16 protein-coding genes are annotated in these 17,245 nt (G+C 28.2%); 15 read left to right on the top strand and 1 reads right to left on the bottom strand.

Features of this window, described 5'->3' with window-relative positions; all coding sequences use genetic code 11:
- The first annotated feature begins 1 nt into the window (after position 1).
- The 8 genes from I2E83_RS04595 (at position 2) to I2E83_RS04560 (ending at position 8,478) form a co-directional block, all read left to right on the top strand.
- Complete coding sequence (locus I2E83_RS04595; RefSeq protein WP_195262576.1) at positions 2–1,906, top strand: NADH-ubiquinone oxidoreductase-F iron-sulfur binding region domain-containing protein; 1,905 nt, start codon at positions 2–4, stop codon at positions 1,904–1,906.
- Positions 1,907–3,634, top strand: coding sequence for an NADH-dependent [FeFe] hydrogenase, group A6 (locus tag I2E83_RS04590; RefSeq protein WP_195428792.1), 1,728 nt, complete (start codon positions 1,907–1,909; stop codon positions 3,632–3,634). It abuts the gene before it with no gap.
- 268 nt (positions 3,635–3,902) lie between these two features.
- Positions 3,903–4,454: a DUF5317 family protein gene (locus I2E83_RS04585; protein WP_195262574.1), complete on the top strand. Its 552-nt coding sequence runs from the start codon at positions 3,903–3,905 to the stop codon at positions 4,452–4,454.
- Between the two features lie 37 nt (positions 4,455–4,491).
- Entirely contained in the window at positions 4,492–4,950 is a 459-nt protein-coding gene (locus tag I2E83_RS04580; RefSeq protein ID WP_195262573.1) for a hypothetical protein, read from the top strand.
- Entirely contained in the window at positions 4,947–5,609 is a 663-nt protein-coding gene (locus I2E83_RS04575) for an accessory gene regulator B family protein (protein ID WP_195262572.1), read from the top strand. The genes I2E83_RS04580 and I2E83_RS04575 overlap by 4 nt, the downstream gene beginning before the upstream one ends.
- Positions 5,606–5,740: a cyclic lactone autoinducer peptide gene (locus tag I2E83_RS04570; RefSeq protein ID WP_195262571.1), complete on the top strand. Its 135-nt coding sequence runs from the start codon at positions 5,606–5,608 to the stop codon at positions 5,738–5,740. The genes I2E83_RS04575 and I2E83_RS04570 overlap by 4 nt, the downstream gene beginning before the upstream one ends.
- 98 nt (positions 5,741–5,838) lie before the next feature.
- Positions 5,839–7,494: a diguanylate cyclase gene (locus I2E83_RS04565; protein ID WP_195262784.1), complete on the top strand. Its 1,656-nt coding sequence runs from the start codon at positions 5,839–5,841 to the stop codon at positions 7,492–7,494.
- Positions 7,495–7,572: 78 nt separating this feature from the next.
- Positions 7,573–8,478, top strand: coding sequence for a Gfo/Idh/MocA family oxidoreductase (locus tag I2E83_RS04560; RefSeq protein WP_195262570.1), 906 nt, complete (start codon positions 7,573–7,575; stop codon positions 8,476–8,478).
- A gap of 30 nt (positions 8,479–8,508) precedes the next feature.
- On the opposite strand, the gene I2E83_RS04555 is transcribed toward I2E83_RS04560, so the two are convergent.
- Positions 8,509–9,645: an AI-2E family transporter gene (locus I2E83_RS04555; RefSeq protein ID WP_195262569.1), complete on the bottom strand. Its 1,137-nt coding sequence runs from the start codon at positions 9,643–9,645 to the stop codon at positions 8,509–8,511.
- Positions 9,646–9,857: 212 nt separating this feature from the next.
- Here I2E83_RS04555 and I2E83_RS04550 point away from each other — a divergent pair, with 212 nt between their 5' ends.
- The 7 genes from I2E83_RS04550 to I2E83_RS04520 all read left to right on the top strand — a co-directional run bounded on the left by I2E83_RS04550 (position 9,858) and on the right by I2E83_RS04520 (position 17,245).
- Positions 9,858–10,448 (top strand): NUDIX hydrolase, encoded by a 591-nt coding sequence (locus I2E83_RS04550; protein WP_195262568.1) that lies wholly within the window; start codon positions 9,858–9,860, stop codon positions 10,446–10,448.
- A gap of 87 nt (positions 10,449–10,535) precedes the next feature.
- Complete coding sequence (locus tag I2E83_RS04545; protein ID WP_195262567.1) at positions 10,536–11,519, top strand: alpha/beta hydrolase; 984 nt, start codon at positions 10,536–10,538, stop codon at positions 11,517–11,519.
- A gap of 187 nt (positions 11,520–11,706) precedes the next feature.
- A complete protein-coding gene (locus I2E83_RS04540) occupies positions 11,707–12,258 on the top strand; it encodes a GNAT family N-acetyltransferase (protein WP_195262566.1) in 552 nt (183 codons plus the stop codon).
- 480 nt (positions 12,259–12,738) lie between these two features.
- Positions 12,739–13,491: a Fe-S cluster assembly ATPase SufC gene (gene sufC / locus I2E83_RS04535; RefSeq protein ID WP_195262565.1), complete on the top strand. Its 753-nt coding sequence runs from the start codon at positions 12,739–12,741 to the stop codon at positions 13,489–13,491.
- 16 nt (positions 13,492–13,507) lie between these two features.
- Entirely contained in the window at positions 13,508–14,917 is a 1,410-nt protein-coding gene (gene sufB / locus I2E83_RS04530) for a Fe-S cluster assembly protein SufB (RefSeq protein ID WP_279325019.1), read from the top strand.
- Positions 14,917–16,023: a Fe-S cluster assembly protein SufD gene (sufD, locus tag I2E83_RS04525; protein WP_195428790.1), complete on the top strand. Its 1,107-nt coding sequence runs from the start codon at positions 14,917–14,919 to the stop codon at positions 16,021–16,023. Before sufB ends, sufD begins: the two co-directional genes overlap by 1 nt.
- A complete protein-coding gene (locus tag I2E83_RS04520; RefSeq protein WP_195262563.1) occupies positions 16,016–17,245 on the top strand; it encodes a cysteine desulfurase in 1,230 nt (409 codons plus the stop codon). Before sufD ends, I2E83_RS04520 begins: the two co-directional genes overlap by 8 nt.

The raw sequence follows: 17,245 nt of genomic DNA, 5'->3' as shown, positions 1-17,245 counted from the left end.
TATGAATAGAATAAATACTTATAATGATTTATTAAAGATGCATGAAGAATGTAAAAAGAAAATAGAGGTTAGAGAAAATCCAGAAAAATTTAATAAAGATGAAATAAAAGAAAGGCATATATTGATTTGTGGAGGACCTGGATGTAAAGCTTCAAACTCTGATAATATATTTAAAGCATTTAAAGAAGAAATAGAAAGATTAAATTTGCAAGAAGATGTAAAGGTAATAATGACAGGATGCTTTGGCTTTTGTGCAAAAGGACCAGTAATAGAAATTATGCCTGATAAGGTGTTTTATATACAGGTAACTGAAGAAGATGTTAAGGATATAGTAGAAAGTCATATTGTTGAAGGCACAGTTGTTGAAAGATTGCTTTATGAAAATGAAGAAACTAAAGAAAGGATAAAGGTAAAAGAAGAGATACCTTTTTATAGAAAACAAGTAAAAATAGCATTAAAAAATTGTGGAGTTATAGATCCGGAAAATATGGAAGATGCTCTAGGAAGAGGGGCTTATACAGCACTTGGGAAAGCTCTATCAACTATGACTCAAGAGGATGTTATAAAAGAAATAAGTGAATCTGGCCTTAGAGGAAGAGGGGGCGGAGGCTTTCCAACAGGGAGAAAGTGGGAAGCTGCTAGAAGAGCAAAAGGTGATATAAAATATGTAATTTGTAACGCTGATGAAGGTGATCCAGGAGCATTTATGGATAGAGCAATATTAGAGGGGGATCCAAATTCAGTATTAGAAGCAATGGCTATTTGTGGTTATGCTATTGGAGCTAGCAAAGGTTATATTTATATAAGAGCAGAATATCCTTTAGCTGTTCATAGATTAAAAATAGCATTAAAGCAAGCAAGAGAAATAGGAATTCTAGGAAACAATATCTTAAATACAGGATTTAATTTTGACATTGAAATAAAGTATGGAGCAGGAGCATTTGTTTGTGGTGAAGCTACAGCATTAATTCATTCAATTGAAGGATTAAGAGGAGAACCTACAATGAAGCCACCAAGAACTTCAGAAAAAGGACTATGGCAAAGACCAACTTGTGTTAATAATGTGGAAACTTTTGCAAATATTAGTCAAATAATTAACAATGGTGCTAAATGGTATAGCTCAATAGGAGCAGAAAAGTCTACTGGAACTAAGGTTTTTGCGTTAGCAGGGAATATTAATAATGTAGGATTAGTAGAAATTCCAATGGGAATGCCTTTAAAAGACATAATTTATGAAATAGGAGGTGGAATTGTCAATAATAAATCGTTAAAGGCTATACAAACTGGAGGACCTTCAGGTGGATGCATACCAGTAGAGTATTTAGATTTACCTATAGAATATGATACTTTAACATCAATAGGTTCCATGATGGGATCAGGTGGAATGATAGTAATGGATGAAGATAACTGCATGGTTGATATAGCTAAGTTTTATCTAGAATTTAGTGTTGATGAATCTTGTGGTAAATGTACTCCTTGTAGAATAGGAAATAAAAGAATATTAGAATTGCTAAAGAAAATTACTGATGGAACTGCAAAAGAAGAAGATTTAGAAAAAATGAAGGAACTATGTGAAGTTGTAAAGGATGCTTCTCTTTGTGGACTTGGAGAATCAGCACCAAATCCAGTATTAAGTACCTTAAAGTTCTTTAATAATGAATATAAAGATCATGTAATAAATAAAAAATGTACTGCAGGAGTGTGTAAGGGATTAGTTAAATATGAGGTTACAGATAGTTGTATTGGATGTACTAAGTGTTTAAGATCATGTCCTGTATTAGCTATTAAGGGTAAGATTAGAGAAAAGCATAGTATTGATATTGATAAGTGCATAAGGTGTGGTTTATGCTACGAAGCATGTCCAACTAAAGCTATAATAAAAACTAGCTTAGGAGGGGAAGTTTAAATGGTTAATGCTAAGATAAATGGAGTTAATATAGAAGTAGAAAAAGGAACTAGTATCTTAGATGCTGCAAAAAAACTTAATATAAATTTACCAACATTATGTCATATGTATATGGTAGATGGGAAAACAAGAAACTGTAAGGGAACTTGTAGAGTATGTGTTGTTGAAGTTGAAGGTTGGGATGGATTAGTACCAGCATGTGCAACTGAAGTAAGAGAAGGAATGTCTATAAAAACTAATTCATTAAAAGCAATTAGAGCAAGAAAAACTATAGTAGAGTTATTATTATCAAATCATCCTAAAGATTGTTTAAATTGTGATAAGAATATGAATTGTGAGTTGCAAAAATTAGCTTCTGATTTAGGAATAGATGAAAATAAGTATGAAGGCGAAAAGGTAAAATTTGACCTAGATATTTCTGATGGATTTATTAGAGATAGAGAAAAGTGTATCTTATGCAGAAGATGTGTAACTGCTTGTAATGATATACAAAAGGTACATGCAATAACAATAGCTAATAGAGGATTTGAAACCAATGTATCAACATTTTCAAATGATTCGATAAAGGATACAAACTGTACTTATTGTGGACAATGTGTAGCAGTTTGTCCTACAGGAGCATTAAGAGAAAAAAGTGATTATAAAAAAATATGGGAAGTTTTAGATGATAATAATAAATATGTTATAGCTCAAATTGCACCAGCAGTTAGATATGCACTTGCAGAAGAATTTGGGCTAGAGCCTGGTAAATTATCAACAGGAAAAATTGTAACTGCACTGAAATTATTATCTTTTGATTCTGTTTTTGATACTAATTTTGCCGCTGATTTAACTATAATGGAGGAAGCTAATGAATTTATTGAAAGAATTACTTTGGGAGAAAACTTACCACTTATAACTAGTTGCTGTCCAGCTTGGGTAAATTATGCTGAAACTAATTATTATGAAAATATTAATCTGGTATCTAGCTGTAAATCGCCTCAACAAATGTTTGGAGCTATAGCTAAAAATTATCTTCCTCAAGAGTTGTCTGTAAAAAGAGAAAATTTAACTGTAGTATCTATAATGCCATGTATAGCTAAAAAACATGAGGCAAACAGAGCAGAAATGAAAGGCATTGATGGTATAAAAGATGTAGATTTAGTAATAACTACAAGAGAACTTGCTAAAATTATAAAAGAGGCTGGAATAGATATAGTTAATTTAAAGGATTCAGAATTTGATAATCCTTTAGGAATGTCAAGTGGAGCAGGTACTATTTTTGGAACTAGTGGAGGGGTAATGGAAGCTGCACTTAGAACTGCTTATGAATGGATAACTGGTCAGGAATTAAAACAAATTGACTTTGAAAATGTTAGAGGGTTAGAAGGAATTAAAGAGGCTAAGATAGACCTAAATGGAAAAGAAATTAATATAGCAGTTATTAGCTCATTAGGAAATGCAAAAAAAATAATGGATGAAATTAAAGATGGAAATTCAAAATATCATTTTATAGAGGTAATGGCGTGTCCTGGAGGATGTATTGATGGAGGAGGACAACCTTTTATAAAGTCCAATAGAGATATATTGAAAAAGAGAATGAATGCAATATATAACGAAGATAAAAATAAAATTATCAGAAAATCTCATGAAAACCCTATGATACAAAAGTTATATAAGGATTATTTACAAAAACCAAATAGTTATATTGCTCATCATATTTTACACATTAATTATAAAAAGAACTAATTAAATGATAGATATAATATAGTTAACTATATTATAAAATGTATTAAGAATTAATTATACAATATAAAGGGAAACGGTAAGTTTCCCTTTTATTCTAATAAAATTAATCAGAAAAAACAAAATATTGGGAAAAATATCAAAAAAAACGTTTTAATTAGAAAAAAACTATGGAAAAGAATAACAGGTGATAGTATAATTATTATGTAATCATACTAAAGATATATTTTTTTAATAGACTACTAAATAATAATAATCGAAAGGGCATTTTATGATTGAAACAATATTAATTTCTTTAATATTTTGTAAAATAAAAAAATTAAAAATAAAGCCTTTATTTAAAAGTTGGACAATATATCCGGTACTATTTATGGAATTTGTATATTTGATTATACAAGTTAATATTTTTATGGACAATTACGTAGTAATAAATAATGTAGGAATATTAAAAGCCTTATATTTATGTTCATATTTACCAATGATATTTAAATATAGGCAATACATATCAGCTATAATAGGTTCTATATTTGTTATTATTGGAGGATTATTAAATGATATAGCCATATCTGCTAATAATGGATTTATGCCAGTTTTTCCAACACTATCTTTTTTTACTGGATATGCAAAAATAGAAGCCTTTGATAAAGTAAATGATATACATATATTAGGTGATTCAAGTACTAAGCTAAAGCCTTTAACGGATATATTTGATCTTGGTTATAGCGTTCTTAGCATAGGTGATATTTTTATTAGAGTTTATGTATTTATTATAATTTATAATGTAGTAAAACAATTAAATATATCAAAAGAGAAAATAAGTTAATTATTTAATTAAAGAGCTTATAAGAAGGAGAGAAGTCATGTTAAAATTACAACCAATAGAATTTTTCTTAAGGGTACTACCAGAAGGATTTCTTTTTGTGTTTTCTATTTATATTTTTTCACAATTGAAAATAGATAAAAAAAAGTTGATAATATCTAGTTTGATATTCTCAGTTGCAGTATTTATAATAAGAAGTCTTCCAATAAATTATGGAGTACATATGATACTATCAGTATTAGTCTTGCTATTCATATCGATATCATATAATAAGGTGGAGGCTATTCATTCGGTAAAAAGTATTATAATTCTTTATTTAATTCAATTGATATCAGAAGGGATAAATATTTCAATACTTAATTTAATGAAACTTAATTTAGATCAGTTATTTAAAGACCCAGTAAAAAAATCTATTCTAGGATTACCATCATTACTAATCACATTCATAATAATTATCATGTTTTATATAATTAATAAAAAAAGGAAGCTGAAAAAATGAGTTTAGAATTATTTTGTAAGAAGATATCTTATAATTTAAAAAAGGAATTAAATTTAGATGATGACAAAAGAAGTATTATAGAATATGGATTATATGCTGTTGTACATATGGTTATATCAATACTATCAGTGGGGTTATTTGGAATACTGTTTGATGTAATGATTGAATCATTAATAATATCTTTTGTCCAAGCTATTTTAAGAAAATATTCAGGTGGAGTTCATGCAAGTACTCCATTTAATTGTATATTAATAGGAATTGTCGTAGCAGTATTACCTGCATATTTTATTGAAAATATTAAGCTTAATATTACTTATATGATTTTTATAGGAATTATTATATATATTAGTTCATTAAGTATTATTTATAAATTAGCTCCAGTGGATAGTCCCAATAAACCAATAAAAAAAGAAGAAAAAATAAAGAGATTAAAAAAGAGTTCTATAATAATATTAACTATTTATATGGTTATAGTAAGCTATAATATAATAATGTATTATATTAATAAAAATAATACTTTTTTAGTTTATTCTGCCTGTATATATTTTGGAGTATTATGGCAGGTTCTAACTTTAACAAAACATGGTCATACTATAGTTAATGCAATAGACTCTTTATTAATAAAAATTTTAAAGATGATAGGAGTTGAAAAAAAATGAAAAGATTAAACAACAAAATTTTAATGGCTGTTGCTGCTTTTGCTACAGTAATTGCATCTGTAGTATCTACTTCAGCTTGTTTTTGGGCTGTATATCAACCAGAAGAGCCAAAAGCTTTAAGAGATGAATAATTAAATAGGATCGGATTATTCCGATCCCTATTTTAAGTAGTGATGAGGTGAACAGTTTGAAAACAATAAATGAAGACAGAAGAAAACAAATAAATGATATGGTTTCAATAGTAAAATTGGCATCATTAATGTTCACGGCTATAATATTCTTTCAATATATTTTTAAGGAAAATGAAATTTTAGATAATTTGATAAGTCAGAGAATTATAATTGTAGGTGTTGGATTTGTGATATTGTTGTTATTAGCAATATATATGATATGGTCACTTTCTTTAAATAGTGGAATAAATAAAAGAAAGTATAGGTTTATAATCTTTATAGAAAACTTAGTTTTTATTGCTGTATTTTTTATAACCGTCATATTGTCAGGAGCAAATGAAAGTGAATATAAATATCTATTTTTATTTATAATAACTAGTTCAACTATACAGTTAGGTTTAAAAAATGGAATAATAGTTGCTTTAATATCTTCAACTTTAATATTAGGAATGGATATTATTTGTATGCCTAATGCAAGTGTTAATAAGTATTTTCAAAATGACTTGATATTATCAGGGATTTTTCTTCTTACAGCTTGGCCACTAGGATTTTATGTTAAAATTGAAGGGGAGCATATTAATAGGTTAGAAGAATTAGTAAATAAGGATGGACTAACAGGAGTATTTAATCATAGATATTTCCATGATGCATTGAAAGAGAAAATAACATTATCAGAGAAGTATAAAGAACCTACTTCTATGATATTTGTTGATATAGATTATTTTAAGCATTATAACGACTTATATGGACATCAAAAGGGAGACGAAGTTTTAAGAACTATTGGTAGTTTATTAAAAAATAATATAAGGGAAGATGATATTGCAGCGAGATACGGGGGAGAAGAATTTGCTGTGATATTACCAAATACTACAGAAGAAGAGGCTACGTTATTAGCAGATAAATTAAGATTAACTATAGAGGAAACTAAGTTTTATGGTGAAGAGAATCAGCCAAGGGGAGTTTTAACAGCTTCTATGGGGGTTTCTGTTTATCCAGATAAAGCTAAAAGTGATGTAGAACTTATAAAGAGTGCTGATGACGCATTGTATAGAGCAAAGTTCTTTAATAAGAATAGAGTTGAGACATATACTTCAATATTAGATGAGCTTAAGAATGATATAGAAGAAAAAGATGTAGAATTAGTTACATCCATTAAGACTTTAATAAGTGTAATTAATGCTAAGGATAGATATACATATGGGCATTCAGAGAGAGTAGTGCTATATAGTAGATTGTTAGCAAAGAAATTAAAGTTAAATAAAATTGATACTGATACATTAATATATTCAGCATATATGCATGACATAGGTAAGATAAATATAGCACAAGATGTATTAATGAAGAAGATGCCATTAACAGCAGAAGAATGGGAGTTATTAAAGCAACATCCAGAAAGTGGAGTTGAAATAATAAGACCTGTCAAGTCATTAGAAAATATGGTGCCAATTATATTGCATCATCACGAGAAATATAATGGAACTGGTTATCCAGACGGATTAAAAGGCGAAGAAATCCCTTACTTATCGAGAGTGCTTACTGTTGTTGATAGCTTTGATGCAATGACTTCAAATAGACCTTATAATCAAAGAAAAACATATGATGAAGCTATAGTAGAATTAAGAAAGTTTAGTGGAATTCAATTTGATCCAGTTATTGCAGAAAAGTTTATAGAAGTAATAAAAGAAAATAAAGATAAATTAGATAATCTTATTTAAGTGAGGGGATATTGGTATCTTCTCGCTTTTATTTTATGATAAAATGTAATTAAAATATAGTTTAAAGAGGTGAGTTTGATGAGAATAGGAATAATTGGTTTAGGTAATATATGTGAAAAGGCTTATTTACCTGTTATTACAGCTATAGATGGAATAGAAATAGTATTTTGTACTCGTAATAAGGAAAGATTAAATAGCTTATCAAAAAAATATAGGGTAAGGGAATCTGCATCTACTGTCGATGAGTTAATTAATATGAATATCGATGCAGCCTTTGTTCATACCGCAACTGAAAGTCATATAGAAATAATAGAAAAGCTTTTAAATAATAATATTCATGTTTATGTAGATAAGCCTATAAGTTATAGCTATGAAGAAAGTATTAGAGTTTCTAATTTAGCTAAAAAGCTTAATAAAATTTTAATGGTTGGATTTAATAGAAGATTTGCACCAATGTATTCAGAGTTAAAAAAATATGGAATTCCTTCTGTTATTAAATTAGAGAAAAATAGATTGAGTAGTCCAAAGGAGCCAATTGTGTTTGTTTTAGATGATTTTATTCATGTTATAGACACTTTAAGATTTTTAACAGATGATGAGATAGAAAACATAAACGTAAATGGACTAAAGAAAGATGGATTAATTTATAATCTTGTTGTTACAATGACTAGCAAGAACACAACATGTATAGCTATGATGAATAGAGATAGTGGAGCTAATGAAGAAGAACTAGAATATACTTCATCAGGGAAAAAAGTAATAGTTAGAAATTTAATGGATTCGAGAGTGCTAATAAACAATGTAGAAGAAAATAAATACTTTAAAGATTGGGATACTATTTTATATAGAAGAGGATTTGAAAGTATAATAAATGAGTTTATTAATTCTGTAAAGCTAGGAATTCAAGCAAATCCAACAATAGAAGATGCTTTAAATACTCATAAAATATGTGATGAAATTTTAAAAAAAATAGATGAAATGTAATAAGGAAGTGAGATTACTCTCACTTCCTTATTACATTTTTATGTTTTTATTTGTTAATCTTTTATTAGTATATTCTTTAATAAGTTGATAAGCTACGCTAAATGTTGGTATTCCAATTAGCATACCTATTAATCCAAGGGTACTACCGCCAACTAACATAGCAAGCATAACCCATATTGCAGATAGCCCAACTGAGTTTCCAACAACTTTAGGGTAAATAATATTACCTTCAAATTGTTGTAAGCATAAAATAAATACAATAAACCATAGAGCTTGTATAGGGTTTATTATAAGTATTAAGAATACAGCTGGAATAGTACCAATAAAAGCTCCGAATACTGGAATCAATGCAGTTACTCCAATAAGAACACTAATAAGCAATGAATAAGGCATTGAGAATATATTCATCCCTACAAAGCAAAGAACTCCCAATATAACTGCTTCTATGCATTGACCAGTTATAAATTTTGCAAAAGTAACATTAGCAAGTCTACCTATTTCTATTATTTTATATGCTATATTTTCTTTTGAAAAAGCATACAATGTCTTTTCTAAATGATAGATTAAAGTTTCCTTACTAGCTAGCATATAAATTGTAAGTACTATAGAAAGAACAAAATTAACAACGCCACTAGTTATGTTCATTGTAGTGTTTAATATACTACTAAGAGATGTAGTTAATAATCCTCCAAAGAATTGAAGTAATTCCTTCCATGTGCTCATTAAAGTATCATATAAATTTTGTAGAATCTCAGTTGATGAAATAAATTGATTTATCAAAGTTTCAAAAGACCTTATATATTCAGGGACAGTGTCTAGCAAGGTTGAAACACTTGATATTAACTGAGGAATAACAAATAAAGCTAAGGCTATTATAAGCCCAATAATAGTAATAAATGTTGTTAAAATAGATAATGGTCTTTTTAAATTTCTTACAAAACTTGATTTTTGTTTATCTAAAAAATAAAATACATTTTTTTCAAAAAATTTCATAGGCAAATTCAATACAAATGCCATTGCAAATGCTACGATAAATGGATTTAGTATTCCTAAAATGTTTCCAAATGTACTAATTACATACTTTATGTTTAATAATACAAAATATAGAATAATTAAATATGTTCCAAGTAAAATATTTTGCTTAAATTTATTGTTTATTTCTTTCAAACTTATACATCCTCCAATTGCTTAAGATATAATAAAATATTAAAATCAAGTTTATTTCAGAATTGTTTATTATTACTGCAAAAAAATATTATAATATAATTTTAAATCAATAAGTGAATTAATACCAGTAATAAAGGTTAAATCATTTGTAAAATAAAAATTAAATATATATAATAATAGCTGTGAACTAAAATAGTAATGGAGTTGAGAGTATGAGTAAGGTACAGGTAAGGAAGATAACAACATTAGCAGATACAAAATATTTAAAGTTATATAACGCGGATTACATAAATAAAAAGGGCGTTTTAAGGAGCTGGACTATAGCATCAAGGAAGGATTTGGAAACTATAAATGATAAGTATTTTCATGGAGCAGAAGATAAAATAGATGCTGTTGTAATAGTCGCAAAACATGTAAAAGAAGATAAACTAGTTATGATAAGACAATACAGAGTTCCTATAAATGGATATATTATTGAATTACCAGCTGGACTTATAGATAATAATGAAAGCTTTGAAGAAGCGGTAAAGAGAGAATTAAAAGAAGAAACAGGGCTAAATCTTATAAACATAGATTATAAAAATACCAAGGAGAAGGTTTATGTATCTGCAGGTATGACTGATGAATCTATAGCACTTGTTCAATGTACATGTGATGGTGAAATATCATCAGAAAACTTAGAAGATGATGAAGATATAGAAGTTATAATGGTTTCAAAAGAAGAAGCAAGGAAACTTATAAATTCAAATGAAGATATAGATGTTAAAGCGTTGCTTGCAATGCAAAATTTTATATTAAGCTAAAAAGGTAGGGACTATCCCTACCTTTTTTAATAAATTTTCCAAAATGAGATAAAATATTAAGGACTATTGTGTATAAGAGGTGCTAAAATGAGAGACGAAATTATGAGCAATAAAAGAGAATATTTTAATAATTTTGGTATGGACGAAGATGTAGTAGAAAAGGTGAAAAAAGAGCTTTCATATATAAAACAATCAGGATATTTCACTGGAGAAAATAATGTGAAAATATATTATGAAAAATATAAACCTAAAAAAGAAATAGGTAAAATAGTCATTGCACACGGCTTTACTGAATGTATAGAAAAATACAGGGAAATAATATATTACTTTATAAGAGAAGGATACTCAGTCTATATAATGGAGCACAGGGGACACGGTAGGTCAGGAAAACTAGGAGTAAAGGATAAAACACAAGTAAATGTTGAGAATTTCAATTACTATATTGAGGATTTTAAAAAGTTTCTTGACAATATAGTAATTAAAAATAATAAAAGGTTATACTTATTCTCTCATTCCATGGGAGGTGCAATAGGTGCTATGTTTATAGAAAAATATCCAGAGTATTTTTGTAAGGCTATTTTATCATGTCCCATGTTTCAAATAGCAATAGGAAAGGTTCCATGTTGTTTAGCTAGAGCTATAGCCAAAATAAGTATATGCCTTGGTAAGGGCGATGAATTTATATTTGGTAATATGCCTTATGAAAGTACATACGATTTTATATTAGCATCAACATCGAATGAAAGTAGGTATAGAGTATATTATAAAGAGATAGTATGCAATGAAAAGATACAAAGAGGTGGGGGATCTTTCAGATGGTTATATGAATCTTTAAAGGCAATTAAGTATATATTTAAGAAGAAACATATAGAAAGAATAAAGATACCAGTTTTGATTTTTCAAGCCGGAAATGATACTTTAGTTGGGGAAAGAGGAGAAAGACGATTCTCAGAAAAATGTGATAAATGTGAATTAGTTAGATTTGAAAATGCTAAACATGAACTTTACTTAGAAAATGATGATGTACTAGTTCCTTATTTAGAAAAAATATTTAATTTTTTAGAAAGTTGAAATAATATTATAAAAAATATTTAATTAGTTAATATAATTATTGAAAGTATGCAGTTAATATAATTATTTATATTAAACAGGCTATATAAAACAGGCTATATAAAAATATACGCCTGTTTTTAGTATTAACAATAGTATTATTAAAAAATATGATATTATATAAGTTACAATAAGGAGGGATATTAAAATGCAGGAGATACTGAAGTTAAAAGATAAGAGTGGGAATAGGGTTGATGCAAAATATAGAGAATTAGATTTAAGCTATATAGATCAAATAATGGAGCTACAAGATATAATAATAGATGGATTAGAAGATAAGCAATTATATGCTCCTACAGAAAAGAATGAATTCATAGCATATTTTAAAAAAGGTGCTAAAATAATAGGCTATTTAAATGAAAAAGAAGAGTTAATTGCTATGGCAGTTTATATAAAAAAAGGATATGAAAAAGGAAATTACGGATATGATTTGGATCTAGAAGGAGAAAAGTTGCTTAAAGTTGGTCAAGTTGAATCAACTGTAGTTAGAAGTGATTATAGAGGAAATGGTCTTCAAAGAATACTTTGTGAAAAAATTGAAGATATAGCTAAAGAAGATAATGTTAAATTATTAACATCAACAGCGTCACCATATAATAAGTATAGTGTTAATACATTTGAAAACTTAGGATATAAGATTAGAAAAGATAAAATTAAGTATGGCGGATTAAGAAGGTATGTATTGGCTAAAGAATTATAAAAAGTAGGGGATGTATCAAAATAAATTTTAATATTGGCCTATAACAAGAGAAGTTCTATTTCGAGCTTCTCTTTTGGCGCATATATAAATAATAAACAAAAATTTCTATTTAAGCTTAAAAAAGTCTTTAAGCAAGTAGAATCAATGGTTTAAAAGGGGCTCGCGAAACGCGAGCCCCTTTATAAAAATAAGAGATTAACTTTTTAAGACTATAAAGCTTACTTGAAATTGAATAAATTTTATATTAAATAGATTTCTGAGACTGAGCATCTTTTTAATATAAAAATAAAAAGATATTTAGAAATGCAAAGCTAATATAAGTTATTAGAAAATAATTAGGCAATATAGTTCAAATTAAAAAAAATACCAGTTGATTAAATCTGAGTAATTTAGTATGATATAATTAATTCAGAGTGAAATAATAAGGATTAATTTAAATATACTTAAAATAAATTCAAACATAATTAAGGAGATGTAAATATGAATGATGTTTTATTAAATATAAATGGGTTAAAAACAGCTGTAGAAGGAAAAGAAATTCTTAAAGGCTTAGATTTAAAGATAAATAAAGGTGAAATTCACGTTATAATGGGACCAAATGGTGCTGGAAAATCAACATTAGCTAATACTTTAATGGCTCATCCAAAATATAAGCAAGTTGAAGGCGAAGTTACATTTGAAGGTGAAGATATAACAGAATTAAAAACTGATGAAAGAGCTAAAAAAGGCTTATTCTTATCATTCCAACATCCAGAAGAAGTGCCAGGTATAACTGTAGAAAACTTCATAAGAAGCGCTAAAATAGCTAAGGATGGACAATTAATTAAGTTCTTAAAGTTTGATAAAGATTTAAAGAATAATATGAAAGAATTAAAAATGGATAACGAATATGCAAAGAGATATTTAAATGTAGGTTTCTCAGGTGGAGAAAAGAAAAAAAATGAAATATTACAAATGCTTATGCTAAGTCCTAAATTAGCAATACTAGATGAAACTGACTCAGGTTTAGATGTAGATGCTATAAGAATAGTTTCACAAGGTATAAAGATGTTTGCAAATGAGGAAAATGGAGTGTTAATAATAACGCATAATACAAAGATACTTGAAAACTTAAAGGCTGACTATGTTCATGTATTAGTTAACGGAAAAATAGTTAAAACTGGAGATGCAACATTAGCTAAAGAAATAGAACAAAACGGATATGAAGCTTTTAAAGCAGAAGCAGCAATGTAATATGGAGGTGAATACTTTGGAAATAAAGAAGAAGACCTATGTAGATGATATGGATAGAGGTGTCTACGATGTTAAAAATGAAGACAGATTTGACTTCAAGGCAGATAAAGGCTTAACAAAGGAAATCGTAGAAACTATATCTAAAGAAAAAGAAGAACCAGAATGGATGAGAGAATTTAGATTAAAATCTCTTGATATATATAATGAAATTAAGCTTCCAACTTGGGGACCATCATTAGATGAGTTAGATATGAATAACATAGTTACATATGTTAGACCAAAATCAAAGCTAAATGAAAGTTGGGAAGAGGTTCCTGAAGATATTAAAAAGACATTTGATCTTTTAGGAATACCAGAAGCAGAAAAAAAATCATTAGCTGGAGTTGGAGCTCAATATGATTCAGAAGTTGTTTATCATAGTATAAGAGAAGATCTTGTTAAGCAAGGTGTAATTTATACAGATATGGAAACAGCAGTTAAAGAATATGAAGATATAGTTAGAGAATACTTTATGAAATGTGTTGCTCCAAGTGATCATAAATTTGCTGCACTTCATGGAGCTGTATGGTCAGGTGGATCATTTGTATATGTACCAAAAGGTGTAAATGTGGATATTCCACTACAATCTTATTTTAGATTAAACTCACCAGGTGCAGGTCAATTTGAACACACATTAATAATAGTGGAAGAAGGAGCTACACTTCACTTTATAGAAGGATGTTCAGCACCTAAATATAACATGACTAATCTTCATGCAGGATGTGTTGAGTTATTTGTAAAAGAAGGAGCTACTCTTAGATACAGTACAATAGAAAACTGGTCAAAGAATATGCTTAACTTAAATACAAAGAGAGCTATAGTTGAAAAGAACGGAAGAATAGAATGGGTATCAGGATCATTTGGATCAAAGATATCAATGCTTTATCCTATGAGTATTTTAAAAGGAGAAGGTGCAAGAGCAGAATTTACAGGAGTATCTTTTGCAGGTAAAGGTCAAAACTTAGATACTGGAGCAAAAATAATTCATGCAGCACCAAATACTTCTTCAACAATAAACTCAAAATCTATTTCAAAAAATGGAGGGGCAGCTACTTATAGAGGCGTTGTAAAAGTAAATGCAAATGCTTATAATTCTAAATCAGTAGTGTCATGTGAATCACTAATGTTAGATAACTTATCTAAATCTGATACTATACCAGTTATAGATTTAATGAATGATGATGTTGAAATAGGACATGAAGCTAAAATAGGTAAAATTAGTGATGAAGCTATATTCTATCTAATGAGTAGAGGAATAAGTGAAGAAGAAGCTAAGTCAATGATAGTAAGAGGATTCGTTGAACCTATATCAAAAGAATTACCACTAGAATATGCGGTAGAAATGAATAATTTAATTAAGCTTGAATTAGAAGGGAGCATTGGATAATGAATAATAATTTAAATTTCAATAATTTAAATAAGACTCCTGTAAGAACTAAAAGCTGGTTAAATGTTAATGATATAACATTAAGAGATTATAAAGCTCCTGAAATAGGAAGTTTTAATAATGATAAAATAACTGGTAATGATTTAGAAGGAGTTACAATAGAAAAACTTAATAAGGGAAATGTATTTCCATTAAATAAGAAGTTTATCTATGGAGTTTCAGATGAAATAGTAAATCAAGGTGAATTTGATTTTAATAAAGGATATATAGTAAATATAGCTAAGAATTCTAAGGTTGAAGAACCAATAATTATAGAATTTAATATGGATAATGAAAACAATACTTTAGTAGATAATATACTAATAGTTGCTGAAGAAGATTCTAATGCCAAAGTTATCATAAAATATAATTCATTAGATGATAGTGAAGGATATCATAATGGTGTCTGTAAGATATTTAGTAAGAACAATAGCAACATTCAAGTTGTTAAAGTAAACTTGCTAAACAAAAATACAATGAATTTAGATTCAAACCTTTCAGATGTTGGATACAATGGTAAAGTTGATTTTGTTTCAATAGACTTAGGCGGAAAAAATAGTATCACAAATTATCATGGTGATTTACTTGAAGATAATTCTGAATCAACACTTAGTTCAATTTACTTAGGTGGAGATAAGAAAGTTATAGATATGAATTATGTTATGACTCATAAAGGAAGAAGAAGTAAGTCAGAAATAACAACTAAGGGAGCCTTAAAGGGAGAAGCAAACAAAATATTCAGAGGAACTCTTGATTTCAAGAGAGGAGCTTCAAGAAGTGTTGGAGTAGAAGATGAATATTGTATGATACTATCTCCAAAAGTTAAGGGAAAAGCTCTTCCACTATTACTTTGTGAAGAAGATGATGTATCTGGAGAACATGCAGCAGCTTCAGGTAAAATAGATGAAGCAAAACTATTCTACTTAATGAGTAGAGGCTTAAACTATAATGATGCTAGAAGAGTGATTATAGAAGGTGCCTTTAATCCAATAATAGACAAAATAGATAATGAAAATATAAGAGAAGCAATATTAGCTTCAATAAAGGAATGTTTGGATAATGAATAATAGAAATTTTTTAAAGGATTTTCCTACATTAAATAAAGAAAGAAATGGAAAGAGAATAGTTTATTTAGATAGTGCTGCTACAACACAAAAGCCTAGTTCTGTTATAAATTCTATAAAAGATTATTATGAACAATCTAATGCAAATCCTCATAGAGGGGCATATGAATTAAGTGTACTTGCAACAGAAGCTTATGATGAAGCAAGAGAAAAGGTTAAAAAATTTATAAACGCAAAATATAGAGAAGAAATAATTTTCACTAAAAACGCAACTGAATCATTTAATCTTTTAGCTATGTCATATGGAATGAATTTTATAAGTGAAGGTGATGAAATAGTAATTTCAATTGCGGAACATCATTCAAATTTAATTCCATGGCAACAAGTAGCAAAAGCTAAAGGTGCAATTCTTAAATATATGTACACTGATGAAAATGGTGAGCTTACAGAAGAAGAAGTAAGAAGTAAGATTACTGAAAAAACAAAGATTGTAAGTATAACACATGTATCTAATGCATTAGGAACAATAAATCCTGTAAAGGAAATTGCAGAATATGCGCATTCAAAAGGTGCTGTAGTTATAGTTGATGGAGCACAAAGTGTTCCACATATGAAAGTAGATGTAAGAGACATAAATGCAGACTTTTTAGTAATTGCAGGCCATAAGCTATTAGCACCAATGGGCATAGGTGTATTATATGGTAAAAAAGAACTACTAGACAAAATGCCACCTTTAATGTTTGGCGGAGATATGGTAGAGTATGTATATGAACAAGATACTACGTTCAACGTATTACCATATAAATTTGAAGCAGGTACTCAAAATGTTGAAGGTGCAGTAGGTTTATCAAAGGCAATAGATTACTTAAATGAAATAGGCATGGAGAACATAGAAAAAATTGAAAAAGAACTAATGACTTATGCATATGAAGAAATGAGTAAGCTTGAATACGTGAAAATATATGGACCAAAGGATATTGAAAAAAGAGGTGGAGTTTTATCTTTTGAAATAGATGGAGTACACCCACATGACGTAGCTTCAATATTTGATACTTTTGGAGTTTGTATAAGAGCTGGTAATCACTGTGCACAACCTTTAATGAGATATATGGGAATAAATGCAACATCTAGAGCAAGTATATATTTTTATAATACAAAAGAAGATGTTGATAGATTAATAGAAGCAGTAAAACAAACATATGATATGTTTGCAAAATGGAGGTAA

It is taken from the genome of Clostridium sp. D46t1_190503_E9 (genome assembly GCF_015555225.1).
In the GTDB taxonomy this organism is placed as follows: Bacteria; Bacillota; Clostridia; order Clostridiales; family Clostridiaceae; genus Clostridium.
Note: the sequence above shows the minus strand (reverse complement) of the source record. Positions and strands in the feature narration are given on the sequence as shown.

Bases quoted from the DNA above. Each gene is read 5' to 3' on its own strand.
- I2E83_RS04595 (WP_195262576.1), top strand. From the start codon at position 2: ATGAATAGAATAAATACTTATAATGATTTATTAAAGATGCATGAAGAA.
- I2E83_RS04590 (WP_195428792.1), top strand. From the start codon at position 1,907: ATGGTTAATGCTAAGATAAATGGAGTTAATATAGAAGTAGAAAAAGGA.
- I2E83_RS04585 (WP_195262574.1), top strand. From the start codon at position 3,903: ATGATTGAAACAATATTAATTTCTTTAATATTTTGTAAAATAAAAAAA.
- I2E83_RS04580 (WP_195262573.1), top strand. From the start codon at position 4,492: ATGTTAAAATTACAACCAATAGAATTTTTCTTAAGGGTACTACCAGAA.
- I2E83_RS04575 (WP_195262572.1), top strand. From the start codon at position 4,947: ATGAGTTTAGAATTATTTTGTAAGAAGATATCTTATAATTTAAAAAAG.
- I2E83_RS04570 (WP_195262571.1), top strand. From the start codon at position 5,606: ATGAAAAGATTAAACAACAAAATTTTAATGGCTGTTGCTGCTTTTGCT.
- I2E83_RS04565 (WP_195262784.1), top strand. From the start codon at position 5,839: ATGGTTTCAATAGTAAAATTGGCATCATTAATGTTCACGGCTATAATA.
- I2E83_RS04560 (WP_195262570.1), top strand. From the start codon at position 7,573: ATGAGAATAGGAATAATTGGTTTAGGTAATATATGTGAAAAGGCTTAT.
- I2E83_RS04550 (WP_195262568.1), top strand. From the start codon at position 9,858: ATGAGTAAGGTACAGGTAAGGAAGATAACAACATTAGCAGATACAAAA.
- I2E83_RS04545 (WP_195262567.1), top strand. From the start codon at position 10,536: ATGAGAGACGAAATTATGAGCAATAAAAGAGAATATTTTAATAATTTT.
- I2E83_RS04540 (WP_195262566.1), top strand. From the start codon at position 11,707: ATGCAGGAGATACTGAAGTTAAAAGATAAGAGTGGGAATAGGGTTGAT.
- sufC (WP_195262565.1), top strand. From the start codon at position 12,739: ATGAATGATGTTTTATTAAATATAAATGGGTTAAAAACAGCTGTAGAA.
- sufD (WP_195428790.1), top strand. From the start codon at position 14,917: ATGAATAATAATTTAAATTTCAATAATTTAAATAAGACTCCTGTAAGA.
- I2E83_RS04520 (WP_195262563.1), top strand. From the start codon at position 16,016: ATGAATAATAGAAATTTTTTAAAGGATTTTCCTACATTAAATAAAGAA.